Raw genomic sequence first — 17178 nt, forward strand, 5'->3', positions numbered from 1 at the left:
CGCCGCGTCAACGTCCTCTGGGCCCTCCTCCGCGACGGACGGAGATACGAACTCACGCCACCCACCGCACGCGCGGCTTGACAGACCGCATTAGGAATCGCTGTATCCGGCGACCCCTCCCCGCGCCGACGGGGGCGTCCCCTTAAGTTCACCGGGCGGCCTGCTGATCAAGGACTGCTCCCTGAACCCGCGGGGATGACTGCGTGGCGTTAGCGGCGCGCAATGGCCCCGGAATCTTCGGTCTGGGCGGGCCCCACGTCGGTGGTTGAAACGGCGCTTGTTCCGGCCTGACGTGGCTCCGGGTTCCGGCCCCAGCAGGGCGAGCCAAGGTAGTTGTGGGGCTGTTGAGGTGGGCTGATGGGCCTTGAGAGAGAATGCTGCGCATGACGACTTGAAGAGCACCGGCCGGGCGGCAGCACTGGGTCAAGGTCGCGACCTGGGACACGGTCAGGGACGGCGATCGCCGAATCTGCATTACCTGCGGGACGGCAGTCCGCTCCTACCAGTTCCGTCTCTATCCGCCCGAGTCCTCGATGTTCGAGCGGTGCGTCGGCTTGGCGTGGTGCTCGGGGTGCCGGATCTACTCCGGTGCGATGGTCCGTATTCCCCGAACGCGTGTCCTCGTTGACGCACTGAGCTCCCTGCCTGAGGACGAGTCTGTTCGACTGCGTCGCAGCGAGGCGAAACTGGTCGACTATCTCGATCGCCAAGGTCGCCGGTAGCCGTGATCCACATCAGGGGGTGACCGGTCGTCCATGAGGGTTACTTCTTCGACTGCTGCTTGGCCGGGGTCTGGGCGAGGCGGTAGGACTCGGTGCCGGTCCTCGCACTCGGAGCGGCCCGCGGCCGCTTCGGCGGGCGTCAGGGCTTCGACGCCCTGCTCACCCCGGACGGGCGGTGCGGACTTCGCCGCCTCGCCCGGCGCGGCCCTGACCAGATCCGGGTGGACGATCCGGCCTGGATCTGGGCCGCACCTTGGGAAGCGGCCCTGCACGCATGCCGTAGCACTGCCGCCGTCCCGTCCGCCCGTGATCCCCGCGTACATGCAGAGCTCGTACAGCCGGGGGTGTGGAACGAACGGTATCCCGCACATGGCTCTGCGCTGACGAACATGCCGAACCCGCCCTTCGCGCGGGTTCGGCGTCGGCTCTTGTCAGGCGTTGTTGTTCTTCCGTCGCGGCGAGTCCACCGGCGGCGGTGGGCTGTCGGGGAAGGCGGCGTCGACATTGACGTGCTTGCGTTCCGTTCCTGGGGGGACGGCTTTGTGCGTGGCCCGCAGGAATGCTTGGAAGGCACCGGCCGGGGCCTGCATCAGTGCTTCACCCTCGGGTGAGCTGAGAGCGATGCACACAGTGCCCTTGCCTGTCATGGAGGGCCAGACACGTACGTCCCCGGTGCCGACGGGGGTGCGGACGCCTCCGGTCAGCAGTTCGCGCGAGAAGACCCACTGGACGGTTTCCTCCGCGCCGGTGTGGAACGTCATCTGGACGGCGTAGGGGTCCGAGACACGGTAGACGGCCTCGGCGGGTACGGGGAGCGAGGAGCAGTCGGAGACGACCAGTCGGAGCATGAAGCTGCACGTCACTTCGGTGATCTCCGGCTTCCCGTGGGTGCGGACGGTCCATCCGCTCGCCGGTTTCGTCGGCTTCTGCCGTTCGAGGGCAGCCTTGCGCGCATGGAGCCGTTCCAGGAAGCCCCGCAGAGCGGTGAGCCGCTCGGGTCCCGCGGACGGGGATGCCTTCTGCTCCGCCTCGCCCCGCATGATCTCCGCCGCTCCCTCCTCCGCTCCCTCGCTTCCGAGGGCATCGGCGTGCTGCGCGATGCGCCGCAGTGCGGTGGTGGCCGTACGCGATCTCAGCTGGGTGGCCGCGGGGGTGGCGAGGCTGCTGCGCTCCAGCTGCGCCACGAAACCCACGATGCCGGCGGCGGTCCGGACCTCGAGGGGGTCCAGGTCCTCCTCCAGATCGAGCTTCGTGTAGAGGGTGTGGAGTTCGTTCATGCAGGAGTCGATGCGGGCACGTGCGGAAGGCGGTACGCGCAACCGGAGCAGGCGGACTCGTGCGATGGCCTCGGCCACCGTCGTGGTGGTCAGCTCTTCGGGTTTCATTCGGCGTCTTCCCCGTCCTTGCTCGGGTTCCCGGATGCGGCGGGCGGTGCGGGCGGTGGTCCGCTTTGATGAGGCGGGCGTTTGCGGCGCAGGCGTGACAGGCGCATCGTCACGGCGGCTGCGGACATGCTGAGGTGTTCGCCGACCTCTTGCCTGCTGTAGCCCATCATCGACAGCAGCACGGCCGTGCGTGTGTCCTCGTCGGCGATGTCGGCCAGGAAGCTCTGGACGGCCCTGCGTCCGATGATCTCGTCCTCGGTGGAGGGTCGGTGGTCGGCCAGGACAAGAGCCGCGCTCTCCAGTCCGCCGGGGACGCAGGGTGGTCTGCGGGAGCGTTCCCTTGCCCAGCGGTCGTAGACCGTGCTGAACTCGCCCAGGACCGCGCCGATGAAGTAGGTCTTGAGCGAGGCTCCGCCTTCCGGTTTCCAGCGCCCCTTGATCAGGGCGTGTTCACGGAAGACCCGCAGGGCGCGGGCGATGGTCTCGCACACGAGTTCTTCGCGTTCGTCGCGGTCGGCCAGCAGCGCGTCCCAGTCGTACTGCGTGCGGCGTACGGGGCGTTGCCGTGCCGCGCACAGGCCGATGATCTGGCCGGTGTAGAGCCAGTTCATCGCGACCGGATACGCGTAGGCGGCCAAGGAGTCGGCCATCAGGTCCCAGACGACACCGCTGAAGTCCGCGTTCGCCAGCATCTCGTACGTGGCGGCGTCCTCGGCCACGCGCGCGGCGTCCTCGGCGGCCGCTTCACGGGCACTGCGGGCGATCTCCTCGGTGCTCGCCTCCGCTCTGGTGTAGTAGAGGGGCGGGCGCGGATGGCCGCCGACGGCGGGATGTTCCTCCGACACGTCTCCTGCCGGCGGTGGCGACGATCCGTCCTGCTGATCGTTGTGCATGCGTCTCCTTGGTGCACGCCAGGTTCTGGCTGTGCGCGAGTACTAGGGGAGGGGCGGCCGGCCGTCTAACGCGGATTGCGGGAATTAGTCCGGGATCCGGGCCGGGAGGCCGGGCGGGTCGGTGACGGCGCAGGGTGTTCGCCCTCCCCGGGCCGCACGTGATCATGACCGGGCTGATCGTTGTACGGCTCGCCGGACGCCTCACCGATGAGCGTGCGGAAGAACATCACCGCTCCCGCGAACGAGGCCGCGGCGGTCAGCAACGCGGAGGGGAGCGTGGCTCCCTCGCGGGCGGTGAGCAGTCCGGCGCAGGCTCCTGCCAGCGAGCCCAGGAGAAAGACGAGCGTGGCGCGGACGGTGAGGAGAGGCCCCTGGTCCAAGGGCGGTCGTGATCGCATGGTTCTTCACCTCGAATGTGCGGGAATCCAGACGGCTCGGCGCGGTCGTGGAGTCGCATGCTGTTGTCGAGGCTCTAGGGACGGAGCTGCTTGCCACCTCACGCCTGGTCGCGAGATCGAGCCTCCCGTCGCGGAACTGCCCGGCCGCACCGTACGAGAGTTCGTCACCGACCTTGCCGGCCCTCCCGGCGACACAGCCGGCGACCTGCCCTGTGAGGAAGACGAAGGCACCGACCTGGCGATGCTCGTCATCGGCGGTGTGCTCACCTGCAGCGACGCGGGTCCATGCTCAAAGAGCATCTGGTCCCGGCGTTCTGTCGGTACGGCGTCACCGCTCACAGCTACAGCAAAGCCACAAGTGGAACGGGTCGACTCGATGTCCCAGCGCACCGGCCATTCACCAGGGCCTGGACTGCCCAGTGCTCCAGCTCCGCATCGCAGTCCTGGCACACCACGGAGTACGGACGGATGCAAGGACTGCCCGGTGCATGCCCGCCTGCAACCGTGAGGAGGTTAGAGGAGGAGGTAGTCGTCGTCGTCGACTCCTCCCCGCAGTCCCCACTCATCGAGGCCGGAGTAGATCACTGCGATACGGCCGCTGGGGAAGTCGAGTGCCGTGGCCTCCCCGCTATAGAGGGCTACCAGCGAGTCGGGTCCTCTCCACCAGGTGTCTGCCAGGCCCATCACCTCGCGCACCGGCGCGTAGCCGTTCAGCTCGATGCCATCGACCTCATCGCCGACGAGCTTGGTGATCTGTTTTGCCCACTTAGATGCGTGGTGAGTCAAGGCGAGCGCTTCCACCCAGCCCTCGATGGTCGCGTGGAGGGGCGCCCACCTCTGTGCATGGATACCGAACTCACCAGACGGACTGATCATGAATGAGTAGGGGACTGCGGTCCGCTGCATCCCGGCTTCGAACCACCACCCGGCGGAGTCTGCTTCGGGCGAGTCCGGATCGAGGTACTTGGGGCCTCCGTCGTACTGCGGTGCGGGTGGCAAGAGCAGACCGCCCCATCGCTCTTGATAGGCCGCCATTCGATCGATCACCGCTGCTGGGATGTCCCGCTCAAGCCACCACTGCCTGTGCCCCTCAACGGGGCGAACGTCGACCTTGACGCCATGCACGGCGACAAAGGACCGCGCTCGTCGGGTCAGGCCGTCGGGCACATCGTCGATGAGGTGAAGATTCACCCGGTGGACGCTACCCAGTAGCCGTGAGGAGAGCGTGCCTGGGGCCGGCCTCCGTACCCAGAAGCGGCTCTGACCTGGTCCAGGACCCTGTTCCGCACGTCTGAATATCCGCAGCTGCCGATAGCCCTGGAGAACCTCGCCACCAAGACGGGAAGGGCAGCTTCTGCCTTCTGGCCGGCCACGGGGGGGCAACGACGCCTTCTCTGAACTACGAGATGAGGCCGGCAACCGAGGATCGGTCGTCGGCCCCTTCAGAGCTCAGAGCTCAGAGTTCCTTCACGTCGCTTGTGCGGGCGACGATCTGGTTCGGGAACCGAAGAAGGAATAGGCCCGCGCGGCTGTCGGCGCAACGCAGATAACCTGCGTGAATGAAGCGGATCCAGCGGGCCGCTGGCGCGGTCGTCGGCTCAGCGGTGGGTGACGCTCTGGGCGGCCCCTTCGAGTTCGGTCCCCCGGGAGCGTTCTCCGCGCGGTTTCCCGCACCAGGTGCGGGTAGCGAGATGAGCGGAGGCGGTGGCTGGGACCCCGGCGAGGCCACCGACGACACGCAGATGGCCGTCCTGGTCGCGGAATCCCTGCTGGAGCGGGGCGGACTCGATCTGCCGGACATCTTCGCCCGCTTCCAGCGGTGGGCAGCGTCAGAACCGAAGGACATCGGCCTGCAGACCGAAGACGTCCTGACCAATGGCATGCCCTGGGACCTCGCCGCTGCCATCCATTTCCAAGTCAACCAGCGAGCAGCGGGAAACGGCTCCTTGATGCGGGCATCGACCTCCGCTGTCCACTTCGCGGCCGCCGGCCAAGAAGCCACCATGGACGCGGCCCGTCGTATCGCTGCCCTCACCCATGGGGACCGCGCGGCCTGGGAAGGCACCGCGATCTTCCACGAACTCATCCGCGTCACGCTCGAGGACGCCGACCCCCTCGCCGCGCTCCCGGACGTCCTGGCTCTAATCCACCCTGACCACCGCCACCGCTACTCCGTGGTCCTCGCGTCCGACTGGCACCCCGATCAGGCGACCGAGTTCAACGGTGCCGTCTGGCCCTGTCTGGGCTCCGCTGTCTGGGCCCTGCGCACCACCGCCGACTTCGAAGACGCGATACGTGCGGCAATCGACCTCGGCGGTGACACGGACACCGTCGCCGCGGTGACCGGAGGCCTCGCAGGGGCGTACTACGGGCTGGCTGCAATCCCCGCCCACTGGACGCAGCCGCTGCATGTCCCCCTCCCAGGATTCGATGGACGAGTGCTGCACATGGCAGACCTGCTCCACCTTGCAGACCGCCTCGGAGAGGGGCTGTCGAAGAGACAGGTGTGGTCAACCCCGCACTGGGCCTGAGCGGGTGCGGCTGGAGGCCTTCCGGCAGGACAGGATGGGCTTCAACGCCATCCAGTCCATCCGCCTCCAGACCGGGAAGGGCAGCTTCTACCGTCTGGCCGACCACGGGGTCGACGACTCCTTCTCCGAACCACTCAAGGAGTGGACGGATCCTGCCGCCGAGCTCCCCGAGGACGCTGTCGGTCGTGACCGCCTGCTCACCAGCATCAGCGTGCACGGATTCAGCGGAACGGCCGACTCCTCACCCCATCACCGCGGCCCGGGAGGACGCACCTCGAGGCCCAGGAGCGAAGCTCGACGCCCGGGCACGGTGCTTTCTGCGCACGCGGGGGGCCTCGGGAACAACTCTGGACCTGCTCGTCGGCCCACCCTGATGAAGCTGGGTCGCGTAAGACGGTCCTGTCAGCACGATGACGTCGAGCCGGAGCGCACGCGCGGCTGCATGGAGATCAGTGGTGGTCGGCCGGGCGCCGTATTCGACCTGACGCAGTAGGCCGGGGGAGTACGGCAGCCGGCCGGCCGGTTCTGGCCGCGCTGGCCGGGCAAGGCGACGCCGCTCTTCGACGCGGGTTGCGGGCAGATAGCCGGTGCACGACGGCATCCTGCCTGCCTCGCGTTCCTGACGCGTCGCCTGGAACGGCGCTCGCCTCCACCCCGACCCCACCCCTGGCTCCGCCCGGACCGGCGGCGGTTGCGTAGGGTCGGACGTCATGAGCACTCGGACCCTGTACCTGTTCGCCTCGGCAGCCCCGCCCCTCTTCGACGTCGCCCACGTCATCGAGGACGCGCAGGCCGACGGCTGGGACGTCTGCCTCGGCCTCACCCCTACCGCTGCCCGCTGGCTGGCGGAATCGCTCGACGGCTTGGCCGCACTCACCGGAAACCCGGTCCGCTGGGACTACCAACTGCCCGGCGAGCCCGACGTATGGCCGAAGGCAGACGCAATCCTCTTCGCGCCCACCACCTTCAACAGCGTCAACGCGTGGGCGCTTGGCCTGACCGACCGGTTCGTCCTCGGGGTCGTCGCACAGGCGATCGGCAAGGGCATCCCGACCGTGGCCGTGCCGTGCGTGAACACGGCCCACGTGCAGCACCCGCAGTTCGACCTGTCGGTCGAGACCCTCCGCGGCGCCGGAGTGACGATGCTCTACGGCGACAACGGCTTCATGCCGAACCAGCCGGGCCAGGACGACCCGGCGGCCTACCCGTGGCGGGTGGCGCTCGACACGGTGGACCAACTCGTGCCGCGCCCGTAACTCAGTCACTGGCCAGCCGTACGACCCCGATGTGGCGATCGAACTTCCCGATGGGCTGACGCAGGTGATGACCCCTCGTCGGTCACCTGCACCTCGGTGTCGTCCTGCTGCTCCCCGTCTGGCGGGATGACTCCCTGGTCCGGATCGGCTGCGTGGCCGGTACCGATTGCTCCCTGCTGTGCGGGGACCACTCCGGGGCGTGGTCAGTGGGGCGGGGGAGGGGACTCTGCTGCCTGTGCGCGTGGGGTTGGGGCCGTGAGCGCTGTGGCCGCTGTGGCCGCTGTGGTGTGTGGTGAGTGCTGCCGGGCGGGCTCACCGTGCCTGTGCGGGCTTACCACCGCACTCACCACAGCTGCTCCCCGACCGTGTGGGGATGCCCCGCCTCGCATCCCGCGCCCGCAGGGTGGCCGGCATTGTCGGGGCGTGGTGAGTCCGGTCGGGCTGGGTTCTGTCGTCAAATGCCACGCCCACATCAGGAGCGAGGCGAGGGTGACGGCTGCTTCGTAGGACTCGGCGGTCTTGTCGTAGCGGGTGGCGATGCCGCGCCATTGCTTGAGGCATTTGAAGCAGCGTTCGACGACGTTGCGGGGCTTGTAGACCTCGGGGTCGAAGGCCGGCGGGCGGCCTCCGCGGCTGCCCCGCCGGGCCCGGTTGCGGACCTGGTCGGCCCGCTCGGGAATCGTATGGGTGATGCCCCGGCGGCGGAGCCAGTTGCGGATGGCCTTCGAGCTGCAGCCCTTGTCTCCCAGGACGTGATCGGGCCGGATGCGGGGCCGTCCCGGTCCGAGGCGAGGCACCCGGACTCAGCCACCACGCCCGACCCCGAACCTGCGGGCAACCTGCTCATCGGCCGAGGTCAGCGCCCTGGGAACATGGTGGGAAGGGAGTGGCAATCCGCCCAGCGGTGCCAGCATGGCCTTGATCGACGTCGGGGGAGACAAAGCGTTCGGTCGCCATGTCGAGTTCTTGGATGCCTTCAGCATCCCGTGGGCAGCCATCGCGGACGGCCCCGCTCTGCACCCCACAAGCGATCTGTACCAGCAGTTGAAGGATCATGGGTCCTTCTCTGCCGCGGAACCGGGCAGCGTGGAATGTGATGCATGGAAGGAGTTCTGGGCAGCGCACGGGGTGTTCGGCGTCGATGATGTCTTTGGGAACGACGGCTCGATGGCAGGCGAGTCGGAGGCTCACCTCAAGCGGTTGGACCCTGAGCTCCTGAGCCGGGTCGGCAAGGGACGGAGCGAGCCCCGAAAGGGTGCCGCGTTCGCCGGTGAGTACCCATGCCGAAGGACATTTCAGACCTCTACGCGATGATCCTGGAGCGCCTGAAGCCCACCGCCTGACATGGAACCGTCCGGCTACCCGTGAGGGGTGGAGGCAGTCCGCAGGCGTGGCCCCTCCCGCATGGGGCCGGCTGTCGCGGTTCGGCTGAAGTGAATCAGCCGCGCGTGCTTGACCACCCGTCCGCGTCGAGGCCGTTTTTATCCTGCCCCTTACCGGCCGAGGCGATGCGGACGGTTCGGGAGCCCTTCGGCTGTCGGCGCCGGCATCCCGCGGTCTGCTCGCCCGCCCACAGCGCGGGCCGCGCCGGTGGGCCGTCGGGAGCGGGTCGCCGAGTCCTGCGTAGGAAGGCTTCGCCACCTCGCCCCGGCTCTTCAGCGGGACGTCCGGCTCGGTCGGCATGCGCATTGGCCGAGTGGCGCGGTTCATGGTGCGTCCCCTCCAGGTCGTTCGAGAATGGCGGGATGCCGTCGGAAGGGTCCGCCTGTGCCCGTGACCTGGGGCGACGCGCCTCCACCGGTGGATTTCCGGCCGACCGGCCCGGCTCCGTGGAGCGGGAGCCCATCCCGTACCGTCCGACTTGTCTGGTCAGCCTGTCTATTGACGGACAGTCACTTGATCGCACAGTGATACGATCTCGGCGCAAGCGGGGCGGGCGGATGAGCGCAGAACAACACCTCCGACTTCAGAGGTGTTCCGCGCAGGCGTCCCGACGCGGACGGTTCGCCGGGGCACCGCATTGACGGGAATTCAGTCACTGGCCATCGGCCGCCTGAAGAGAGTCTTATGACGGAATACATACAGAACCCGATGCTGTGGGCTCTGTTGGTCCTCGTTCTTGTCGCCATCGCCGTTATCGTCCGCCAGCGCAAGGCGGCCCAGGCGTTGAAGCAGCAGATCGACGGGCTCCGGAGCCATTACTCCGACCTGGAGAACCACTACACGCAGTCCGTCGAGGCGGCGCAGGACCAGGCCGAGGAAGCGACGAAGACAGTCCTGAAGTCCGCGATGCGGACGCTCCAGGGCCTCGCCGCCGAACAGCAGCTGGTCGTCTCGCGACTGCAGAGCAAGTACGGCGAGTCCGCCATGCTCCAGGACCTGCTTGAGATCGACCACACCAACTCGCAGTTCGGCCGGCGCGCGCAGTCCATCGCCGTGCTGTGCGACGGCTGGCTCGGCCGCCACCGCGACGTGGCGTCCGTGTACGACGTGATCCGCAGCGCCCAGGGCCGGATCCGGCACTTCCGTCGCGTGGAGATCCTCTCGCGCGTCGACTTCGGCCTCACCAGCCGAGTCGTCGAACCAGTGGCGCTGGCGCTCGCCGAGCTCCTCGACAACGCCACCAGCTACTCCAGCCCGGACACCGTCGTCGAGATCAACACCCGCACCGTGCCCAAGGGCGTGTGCATCGTCGTCGACGACGCGGGCGTCGGCATGAGCGACGAGGAACGAGCTCGCGCCGAGCGACTGCTCTCCAGTAACCGCGTCACCGGCGTCTCCGGACTCGGCAACCCGCCGCAGTTCGGCTTCGCGGTGATCGGCGTGCTCTCCGAGCGCTTCGGCTTCGAGGTGTCCGTGGACTCGTCCTCGCCCTACGGCGGGGTCCGAGCGGTCGTCCTGCTGCCGCACGAGCTGCTCACCAGCGTGCCGGTACAGAAGCCCACGGCGCCGCCCGTGATCACTCCCAGCGCACCGAACCCGGGAGGGCCCGAAGCCGTGCTCGCGACCTCCCCGACCGACGACGGCCTGCCGAGGCGGCGCCGCAAGCGGCCCATGGCCATCGTGCCCAGCAATACACCCGCACAGGCTCCGAGCCGCTCCGACGCCGAAGCGGCGGCGATCATGGGTGCCTTCCAACGAGGCACGGAGTCCGGCCGGGCCTCCTTCCCGGAGGCGCCGGACCGCACGAGCGGCACATCTCGTGCAAGCAGCGAAGGACATGAGGTCTCGTGAACGACGATCTGTCATGGATGCTCGACAGCGCCCTGGAGATTCCCGGTGCCCTGCACGCGGTCCTGATATCCGCCGACGGCCTGCTGATGGCCAGGTCGAACGGCTACGGCAAGGACAACGCCGACCGTGTCGCGGCCGCGATGAGCGGTGTGCAGTCGCTGAGCCGCTCGCTCGCCTTCTTCTGCGAGGACCCGAGTGCGCGGTGGCGGCAGACCCTGGTCGAGTTCGACGGCGGCTGGGTCTTCCTGATCTCCGCCGGTGAGGGTGCCTACCTCGGCCTCTCCGCGTCCCCGGACGTCGACATGGCAGACATCACCTTCCGGATGCAGCAACTCGTGGGCCAGCTCGGCAAGGTACTGATGACGCCGCCGCGCGAGAACCTCGGCACGCACTCATGACGGGACGCGATGAGTGGGAGCCGGAGGCCGCCGAGCTGGTCCGACCGTACGTCATCACCAAGGGACGCGGCCTGCCCGACGAGGAGCAGCTCTCCCTGATCACGCTGGTGACGGTGGCACCGGAGGAGGGCCAGCGGCCCACCCGGCTCTCCCCCGAGGAGCAGCGGCTGATCGACATGTGCTCCGCCGGCTACCTGTCGGTCGCCGAGATCGCCGGCCACACCCGGCTGCCGCTCGGCGTGGTGAAGATCCTCCTCGCCGCCCTGGCCGAGGGCGGCTACCTCATCACCCGCTCCCCGGTACGCCGAGCCGCCCTCGCTGACCGGGAGATCCTGGAGGAGGTGCTGAATGGTCTCCGCGCCAAGTTTGGGTAAGCAGGACTACGTACGCGACGGCGCTTCGCAGATCCCGGTGAAGATCCTCGTCGTCGGGCACTTCGCGGTGGGCAAGACCACGTTCATCGGCTCGATCTCCGAGATCGAGCCGCTGACCACCGAGGAGCGGATGACTCAGGCCGCCGAGCACGTCGACGACCTCAAAGGCGTCCGGAGCAAGACCACCACCACCGTGGCCATGGACTTCGGCCGGCTGACCATCAGCGACCGCATCGTGCTGTACCTGTTCGGCACCCCCGGTCAGCAGCGGTTCGTGCAGATGTGGGAGGACATCGCGCGCGGGGCCCTCGGCGCGCTGGTCCTCGTCGATCCCGAGCGGCTCGCGGACTCCTTCGGAGTCATCGACCTGATCGAGCAGTACGGGCTGGAATACGCCATCGCCGTCAACCACTTCGACGGCACGCCCTTGCGGGACGAAGCGGCGCTGCGCGAGGCGTTGGACCTGCTCGACGACACCCCCGTCGTCACCTGCGACGCGCGCGACGAGAAGTCGTCCGCCGACGCACTCACCACCCTGGTCCGCTTCTTGCTGGACCGCGCCCGACAGGAGCAGTAGCCGACATGGACACCCAGACCCCCGCCCCGGTGCCCCCGCCCGGCTGCCCCGCCCACGCCTCCGGCGCCCGGATCCCGCTGTACGGACCGGAGTTCGCCGCGGACCCGCAGGCGTACTACGCGTACATGCGCCACTACGGGCCCACCGCGCCCGTGGAGCTCGCCCCCGGGGTGGACGCCACCCTCGTCACCGACTACGCCACAGCGCTCCAGCTACTCCAGGACTCCGCGTCCTTCCGCAAGGACGCGCGTCTGTGGCGGGACTTCAACGAGGGCCGGGTCCCGCACGACAGCCCCGTCGCGCCCCTCCTCGCCTACAGGCAGAACTGCATGTTCAGCGACGGCGGCGAGCACCTGCGGCTGCGCCAGGCGATCACGGACAGCATGGCCCGGATCGACTCACAACGGCTGGCCCGGAACACCGAGCGGATCTCGGACTACCTGATCTCCCAGTTCGGCTCCCGCGGGTCCGCCGACCTGCTCGGCGACTACGCCAAGCAGCTCCCGCTGTTCGTCTTCAACGAACTCTTCGGCTGCCCGGCCGGCATCGGCGACCGGGTGCTCTTCGGCATCACGGGGATGTTCGACGGGGTGAACGCCGAGAAGGCGACCGCAGTGCTGTTCGGGGCCGTGCAGGAACTGGTCACGCTCAAGCGGAGCCGGCCGGGCGACGACGTCACGTCCTGGCTGATGCAGCACCACGCCAAGCTGAGCGACGAGGAGATGGTCCACCAGCTCGCCCTGCTCCTCGGCGCGGGCGCCGAACCGCTGCGCAACCTCCTCGGCAACACCCTGCACCGGCTGCTCACCGACGACCGCTACGCCGATGGCGGTGGCCTGATCGACGAGGCGCTCGACGACACGCTGTGGGACAACCCGCCTATATCGAACTACGCGCCCCACTACCCGGCCAGGGACATGGAGTTCGCGGGCGAGAAGGTGCAGGCAGGGGACCTGATGCTGGTGAGCTTTGCCGCCGCCAACTCAAGCCCCGCCCTGACAGCCGCCCGCACCACCGGCAGCAACCGGTCCCACCTGGCGTGGAGCGCGGGCCTGCACGGCTGCCCGTCCAAGGAGCCGGCCCGGCACATCACCGTCACGGCCATCGAGCACCTGCTCAACCGGCTGCCGGACGTCGAACTCGCCGTACCGGAGGACAGCCTGATCTGGCGTCCCGGCCCCTTCAACCGGGCCCTGGCCACGCTGCCCGCCAAGTTCACCCCCCTCCCGACACCAGGACACGGCGACACGCGGCCCGACACGAGCGTCACCCCGTCCAGTGCACAGTTCGGCGACCGGACCGGCGGGGAGGGCAAGGGAGAACGGAAGGGCCGCTGGAGCCAATTCCTGTCCTGGCTCACCAGCTGATCCACAAGTCCTCCGTAGACTCCATACCTCTGCATGACCATTCGATCACGAGGGTAGTGATCGACTCGGCATCAATGTTGCGTATGAGGTAGAGGAGATGTCGTGGACCACATATCCACCGACACCGCTATGGCACAGCCACCGACTTGTGTCGGTGCGCACCGGGATACCCGCCCTCGTCGGCGGGTATCTTCATGCACACCCGACTTTCTGGTGGGGTGCCGGTGACCGGCTTGCCGCTCGACATCCTCCCGGATCCGCGCTCCGGCACTCTCGGCGCCTTCACCCGGGCCCAGTTGGTACGTCTCTGCGACGTCGTAGGGCTCTCTCCGGCCGACACGGAGACGTATGCGCACACCCTGGTCGAGGCGCTGGGCCCGGCCGCCGAGCGGTCGCTGGCCCTGCCGCCGCCGACGCGGACCTTCCTCTCGGACGACCACACCCCCGTCGAGTACTCGCTCTCCTTCAGCCCCGGCCGGGCCCCGGCACTGCGTGTGCTGGTAGAGCCGGGCTACGCCGCTGACACCCGGGCGCAGAACGGCCGGATCGGCCTGGACGTCGTCCGCGCCATGGCCCGGCGCTGGGACTTCTCCACCGAGCGGCTCGACGAGATCGAGGACCTCTTCTTCCCACCCCAGCCGAAGGGTCCGCTGGCGCTATGGATCGCACTGGAACTACTGCCCGGCGGCGTGCCCAAGGTCAAGGTGTACCTGAACCCGGCCGCGTCAGGGGCGAAACGTTCCACCAAGACCCTACGGAAGGCCCTGCGCAGACTCGGGCACAAAAAGGCGTACAAGGCGCTGCCGAAGGCGGACGGCCACCCCTTCCTCGCCCTGGACCTGGGCCACTGGGAGACACCGAGGGTGAAGGTCTACACCCGGCACCTCGACCTGTCGGCCTCTGAGGCGGGCAACCTGTCCCGTACGGGCTCCGGCCCGGGGCCGGCGGAGATCCAGGAGTTCTTCCGGGCCGCCGCCGCCACCGACGACCTCGACCGGCGGCCCGGCCTGTCCTGCCACTCCTTCACCGAGGCGGAGACCGGCCGCCCCAGCGGCTTCACCCTCCACATTCCGGTCCGCGACTATGCCCGCGACGACAGGGAGGTCCTCGACCGAGCAGTGGACGTCCTGCGGGGCCACGGCATGGATCCCCTCCCTCTGGTCCGGTCGCTGCCCGCCCTCACCACGAGGCGGCCCAAGGACGGAGTGGGCCTCATCGCCTATATCGCACTCGTCCACCAGCAGGGCCATCCGCCCCGGGTGACCGCGTACCTCTCGTCGGAGGCCTACGCCGTCAGACCGCCGATGAAACTGCCGCGCCGCGCAGCGGCGGGGGTCTGACGACGCCCCTGCGACGGGGCTCTCGGTGGAGATCCACCGAGAGCCCCCATCGTTGGGGCCGGTCACAGGGCCTGGCCACGTCTTCAGACGGTCTGGAGCCCTCGCATCTCCTTGAGGTAGGGACCGACGTCGACCTGTATGGAGGAGCCGCCCGCCGCCGTGCCGTAACGCTTGGCGATGCCCCTCAGGTACGCGTCGATCTCCTCGCGCATCGCGCCCGCATCCGGCAGGACGACCTCGCCACTGATGATGCGCGCGACCCAATGCGTCTGGCCCTCCACGAGCCGCGTGATGGCGCCCATCGGACGGACCAAGCCGACGAAGTACAGACCGGGGCGGCCAGGAGCGACGACCCGCCGGTACAGCTCGACCGACCCGCCCGGCCCGGCCGGGCACCCTTCGGGCAGGAACGGGAAGTCCATTTGGTAGCCGGTGCAGTAGACGATCGCGTCGGCCTCCTCCGAGGTCCCGTCGGTGAAGACCACCCGCATGCCGTCGAGGCGGTCGATCCCCGGTCTGGGGTGCACCGCGCCGTGGCGTATCCGGCTGAGGATCTCGTCCGAGATGGTCACGGGGGAGGAGAAGAGCGGGTGGTCCGGCTCGGGCAGGCCGTAGTCGGACAGTCTGCCCCGCGCGACCTGCAGAGCCCTCTCGGCGAATTCGATCTGTTCGGGCAGGGACATGGCGGTGAACCACGACACCTCGGCCATCTCGTCCACCGACATGCCGTAGAGCTGCTTGGGAACGATGTGCAGCCCCCGACGCACCGAGAGCACGGTGCGCGCGGCATGCCGGGAGAGGTCCGTGGCGATGTCCACCGCCGACGCGCCCAGACCCACGACGACGACGCGCTGCCCGGCGAAGTCGGCCCCGTCCTGGTAGTCCACGGAATGCAGAATCCTGCCGGCGAACCCGTCGGAACCGGGCGGCGCGGGCTTCGGCAGCGTCGGCACCGTGTTGTGCCCCGAGGCGACGATGACATGAGCGAACCGCCGCGAATCCAGCGTCCCGTCCGCCCCTCGGCTGACGACCGTCCACGACGCATCGTCACCCTCTTGCCGCACCGACACGACCTCGACGCCGAACTCGATGCGGTCCGACACCCCCGCCCATTCGGCGAAGGACCGCAGATAGGCCGCGACCTCGCTGTGCCGGGGATAAAGGGGGTACGCGTCGGGCATCGGGAACTCGGTGTACCCCGTGAGCTGCTTCGCGGTGTTCAGATGCAGCGACTGGTACCCGGGCCCCGGCTCACCGGCTCCCGGCTGCCGCCAGATCCCGCCGACATCGACCGCCCGCTCGAGACAGACGAAATCGATCCCCTTGACCGCCAGAGCGTGTGCGGTCGCCAGCCCCGACAGCCCCGCACCGATCACGCACACACTCAAGGTTTCTCCCACAGAACGAACACTCTCCACTCGAATGATCTTTCACTTCCCACCCGCCCCCCGCCTCACACTCGCAACACCCCGAGGCTCCCGTCACACCCACCGCACCCCGCCGAGCAGCTCGGCGGCCAGACCGGCTGTCTCCCCGCGAGCCGCCGCTGCGGGGGAAGGACCAGTGTCGGGGTGGCGAGGGTGACGGCGAGGACGACACCAGGGATCAGCCGCTGCAGTGCCGGGGGTGTGGTCCGGGGGAGCAGGGAGGAGGGTATCGCCCATGCTGCGAGCTCGGTGAAGGCTGTGGTGATGACTGAGGGGCGCCTCCAAGGTCCACCGGTCGAACAAGCTGGGGTGTTCCCGGAGGATGACCACACTGGCGTGCCCGGCCCGCACGACCGCGCGAGCACACCCGGAGGACTGTGCCCTGCCACTCGATCCGCAGGACCCGACGGTCCCGCCGGACCCGGTGGCCTCGCTGGTCTCGACCATGCCGACCGACGCGACGGTCCCGATGGATCCGACCGCCCGGCCCCATCGGGCAGTCCGTCCCGGCCCCGGTGAGGCGGCCTTGTGACGATCCGCGTCCTCCTCGCCGACGACCAGCCGCTGGTCTGTGCCGGCCTGCGGATGGTCGTCGACGCGACCCCCGGCCTCGCCGTCGTCGGCGAGGCGGCGACCGGAACTCAGGCCGTCGCCCTGGCCAGGGAACTGGCCCCCGATGTCGTCGTCATGGACATCCGGATGCCCGGCATGGACGGCATCGAGGCTACCCGGATGATCACCGTTGAATCCCTGAATGTCCGATTCGTCGTCCTCACCACCTTCGACACCGACACCCACGTCCACGCCTCGCTGCGGGCTGGGGCCAGCGGCTTCCTCGTCAAGGACACCGACCTCGACGGGTTCCTCACCGCTCTGCGCGTGGTCGCGGCCGGCGACGCCCTGATCGCGCCCGCCGTCACACGCCGCCTCATCGCGGAGTTCGCCGGACGCCCGGGCCCCGCCCACGCTCCGCCGGCACCGGAACTCGTCGGCCTCACCGCACGGGAGCACGAGGTGCTCGCCCTCGTCGGGCGCGGACTGTCCAACGCCGAGCTCGCCGACCACCTCGGCATCGGCCCGGGCACCGTCAAGACGCATGTCAGGAACCTGCTCACCAAGCTTGGCGCCCGCGACCGGGTCCACCTGGTCATCGCCGCGTACGAAGCGGGTCTGGCCACCCCCGCACGCCGGCCTCCGGACGCCGCCCCTGGACGATGCGAACGCTACGCCCACGCTCCGCACAACCCTTGATGATCACGCCGTGGCCGTTGCCGTT

15 protein-coding genes and 1 pseudogene are annotated in these 17178 nt (G+C 68.9%); 10 read left to right on the forward strand and 6 right to left on the reverse strand.

Annotated features, from left to right (window positions below; translation table 11 throughout):
- Nucleotides 1-1153 precede the first annotated feature (1153 nt).
- From OO54_RS43880 to OO54_RS26805, 4 genes are all read right to left on the reverse strand, one after another.
- A complete protein-coding gene (locus tag OO54_RS43880; protein WP_078905362.1) occupies nt 1154-1570 on the reverse strand; it encodes an SsgA family sporulation/cell division regulator in 417 nt (138 codons plus the stop codon).
- A 533-nt stretch (nt 1571-2103) separates the two neighbouring features.
- Nucleotides 2104-3000 carry an RNA polymerase sigma factor gene (locus tag OO54_RS42540; protein WP_157856515.1) on the reverse strand — a complete coding sequence of 299 codons (897 nt, stop codon included), beginning with the start codon at nt 2998-3000 and terminating at the stop codon, nt 2104-2106.
- 65 nt (nt 3001-3065) lie between these two features.
- Nucleotides 3066-3398 (reverse strand): hypothetical protein, encoded by a 333-nt coding sequence (locus OO54_RS45945; RefSeq protein WP_157856516.1) that lies wholly within the window; start codon nt 3396-3398, stop codon nt 3066-3068.
- 513 nt (nt 3399-3911) lie between these two features.
- Nucleotides 3912-4589, reverse strand: a complete 678-nt coding sequence (locus OO54_RS26805) for a hypothetical protein (RefSeq protein WP_033207327.1) — start codon at nt 4587-4589, stop codon at nt 3912-3914.
- A 368-nt stretch (nt 4590-4957) separates the two neighbouring features.
- Between OO54_RS26805 and OO54_RS26810 the strand changes: the two genes are divergently transcribed.
- Together OO54_RS26810 and OO54_RS26820 are read left to right on the forward strand one after the other, a co-directional pair.
- Nucleotides 4958-5929, forward strand: coding sequence for an ADP-ribosylglycohydrolase family protein (locus tag OO54_RS26810; protein ID WP_051787205.1), 972 nt, complete (start codon nt 4958-4960; stop codon nt 5927-5929).
- 710 nt (nt 5930-6639) lie between these two features.
- Nucleotides 6640-7185 carry a flavoprotein gene (locus OO54_RS26820; RefSeq protein ID WP_033207331.1) on the forward strand — a complete coding sequence of 182 codons (546 nt, stop codon included), beginning with the start codon at nt 6640-6642 and terminating at the stop codon, nt 7183-7185.
- A gap of 443 nt (nt 7186-7628) precedes the next feature.
- Here the strand turns inward: OO54_RS26820 and OO54_RS47540 are convergent.
- A pseudogene (locus OO54_RS47540) lies at nt 7629-7988 on the reverse strand (transposase); the annotation flags it as partial.
- A 109-nt stretch (nt 7989-8097) separates the two neighbouring features.
- Between OO54_RS47540 and OO54_RS26825 the strand changes: the two are divergent.
- The 7 genes from OO54_RS26825 to OO54_RS26855 all read left to right on the forward strand — a co-directional run bounded on the left by OO54_RS26825 (nt 8098) and on the right by OO54_RS26855 (nt 14475).
- Entirely contained in the window at nt 8098-8499 is a 402-nt protein-coding gene (locus OO54_RS26825) for a toprim domain-containing protein (protein ID WP_033207332.1), read from the forward strand.
- 753 nt (nt 8500-9252) lie between these two features.
- Complete coding sequence (locus OO54_RS26830) at nt 9253-10419, forward strand: sensor histidine kinase (RefSeq protein ID WP_033207334.1); 1167 nt, start codon at nt 9253-9255, stop codon at nt 10417-10419.
- Nucleotides 10416-10817, forward strand: a complete 402-nt coding sequence (locus tag OO54_RS26835) for a roadblock/LC7 domain-containing protein (RefSeq protein WP_033207336.1) — start codon at nt 10416-10418, stop codon at nt 10815-10817. The genes OO54_RS26830 and OO54_RS26835 overlap by 4 nt, the downstream gene beginning before the upstream one ends.
- Complete coding sequence (locus tag OO54_RS26840; RefSeq protein WP_033207338.1) at nt 10814-11191, forward strand: DUF742 domain-containing protein; 378 nt, start codon at nt 10814-10816, stop codon at nt 11189-11191. Before OO54_RS26835 ends, OO54_RS26840 begins: the two co-directional genes overlap by 4 nt.
- Complete coding sequence (locus OO54_RS26845) at nt 11166-11768, forward strand: GTP-binding protein (protein WP_033207340.1); 603 nt, start codon at nt 11166-11168, stop codon at nt 11766-11768. Before OO54_RS26840 ends, OO54_RS26845 begins: the two co-directional genes overlap by 26 nt.
- A gap of 5 nt (nt 11769-11773) precedes the next feature.
- Nucleotides 11774-13135, forward strand: a complete 1362-nt coding sequence (locus tag OO54_RS26850) for a cytochrome P450 (protein ID WP_033207342.1) — start codon at nt 11774-11776, stop codon at nt 13133-13135.
- A 224-nt stretch (nt 13136-13359) separates the two neighbouring features.
- Nucleotides 13360-14475 carry a tryptophan dimethylallyltransferase family protein gene (locus OO54_RS26855; RefSeq protein ID WP_234439442.1) on the forward strand — a complete coding sequence of 372 codons (1116 nt, stop codon included), beginning with the start codon at nt 13360-13362 and terminating at the stop codon, nt 14473-14475.
- 83 nt (nt 14476-14558) lie between these two features.
- Here OO54_RS26855 and OO54_RS26860 read toward each other — a convergent pair whose 3' ends face one another.
- Complete coding sequence (locus OO54_RS26860) at nt 14559-15863, reverse strand: flavin-containing monooxygenase (RefSeq protein WP_033207420.1); 1305 nt, start codon at nt 15861-15863, stop codon at nt 14559-14561.
- Between the two features lie 567 nt (nt 15864-16430).
- Between OO54_RS26860 and OO54_RS26865 the strand changes: the two genes are divergently transcribed.
- On the forward strand, nt 16431-17153 hold the full coding sequence (locus OO54_RS26865; RefSeq protein ID WP_063738331.1) for a response regulator: 723 nt from the start codon (nt 16431-16433) through the stop codon (nt 17151-17153).
- Nucleotides 17154-17178: the final 25 nt, after the last annotated feature.

Source organism: Streptomyces wedmorensis, assembly GCF_000716445.1.
Classification (GTDB): Bacteria; Actinomycetota; Actinomycetes; order Streptomycetales; family Streptomycetaceae; genus Streptomyces; species Streptomyces wedmorensis.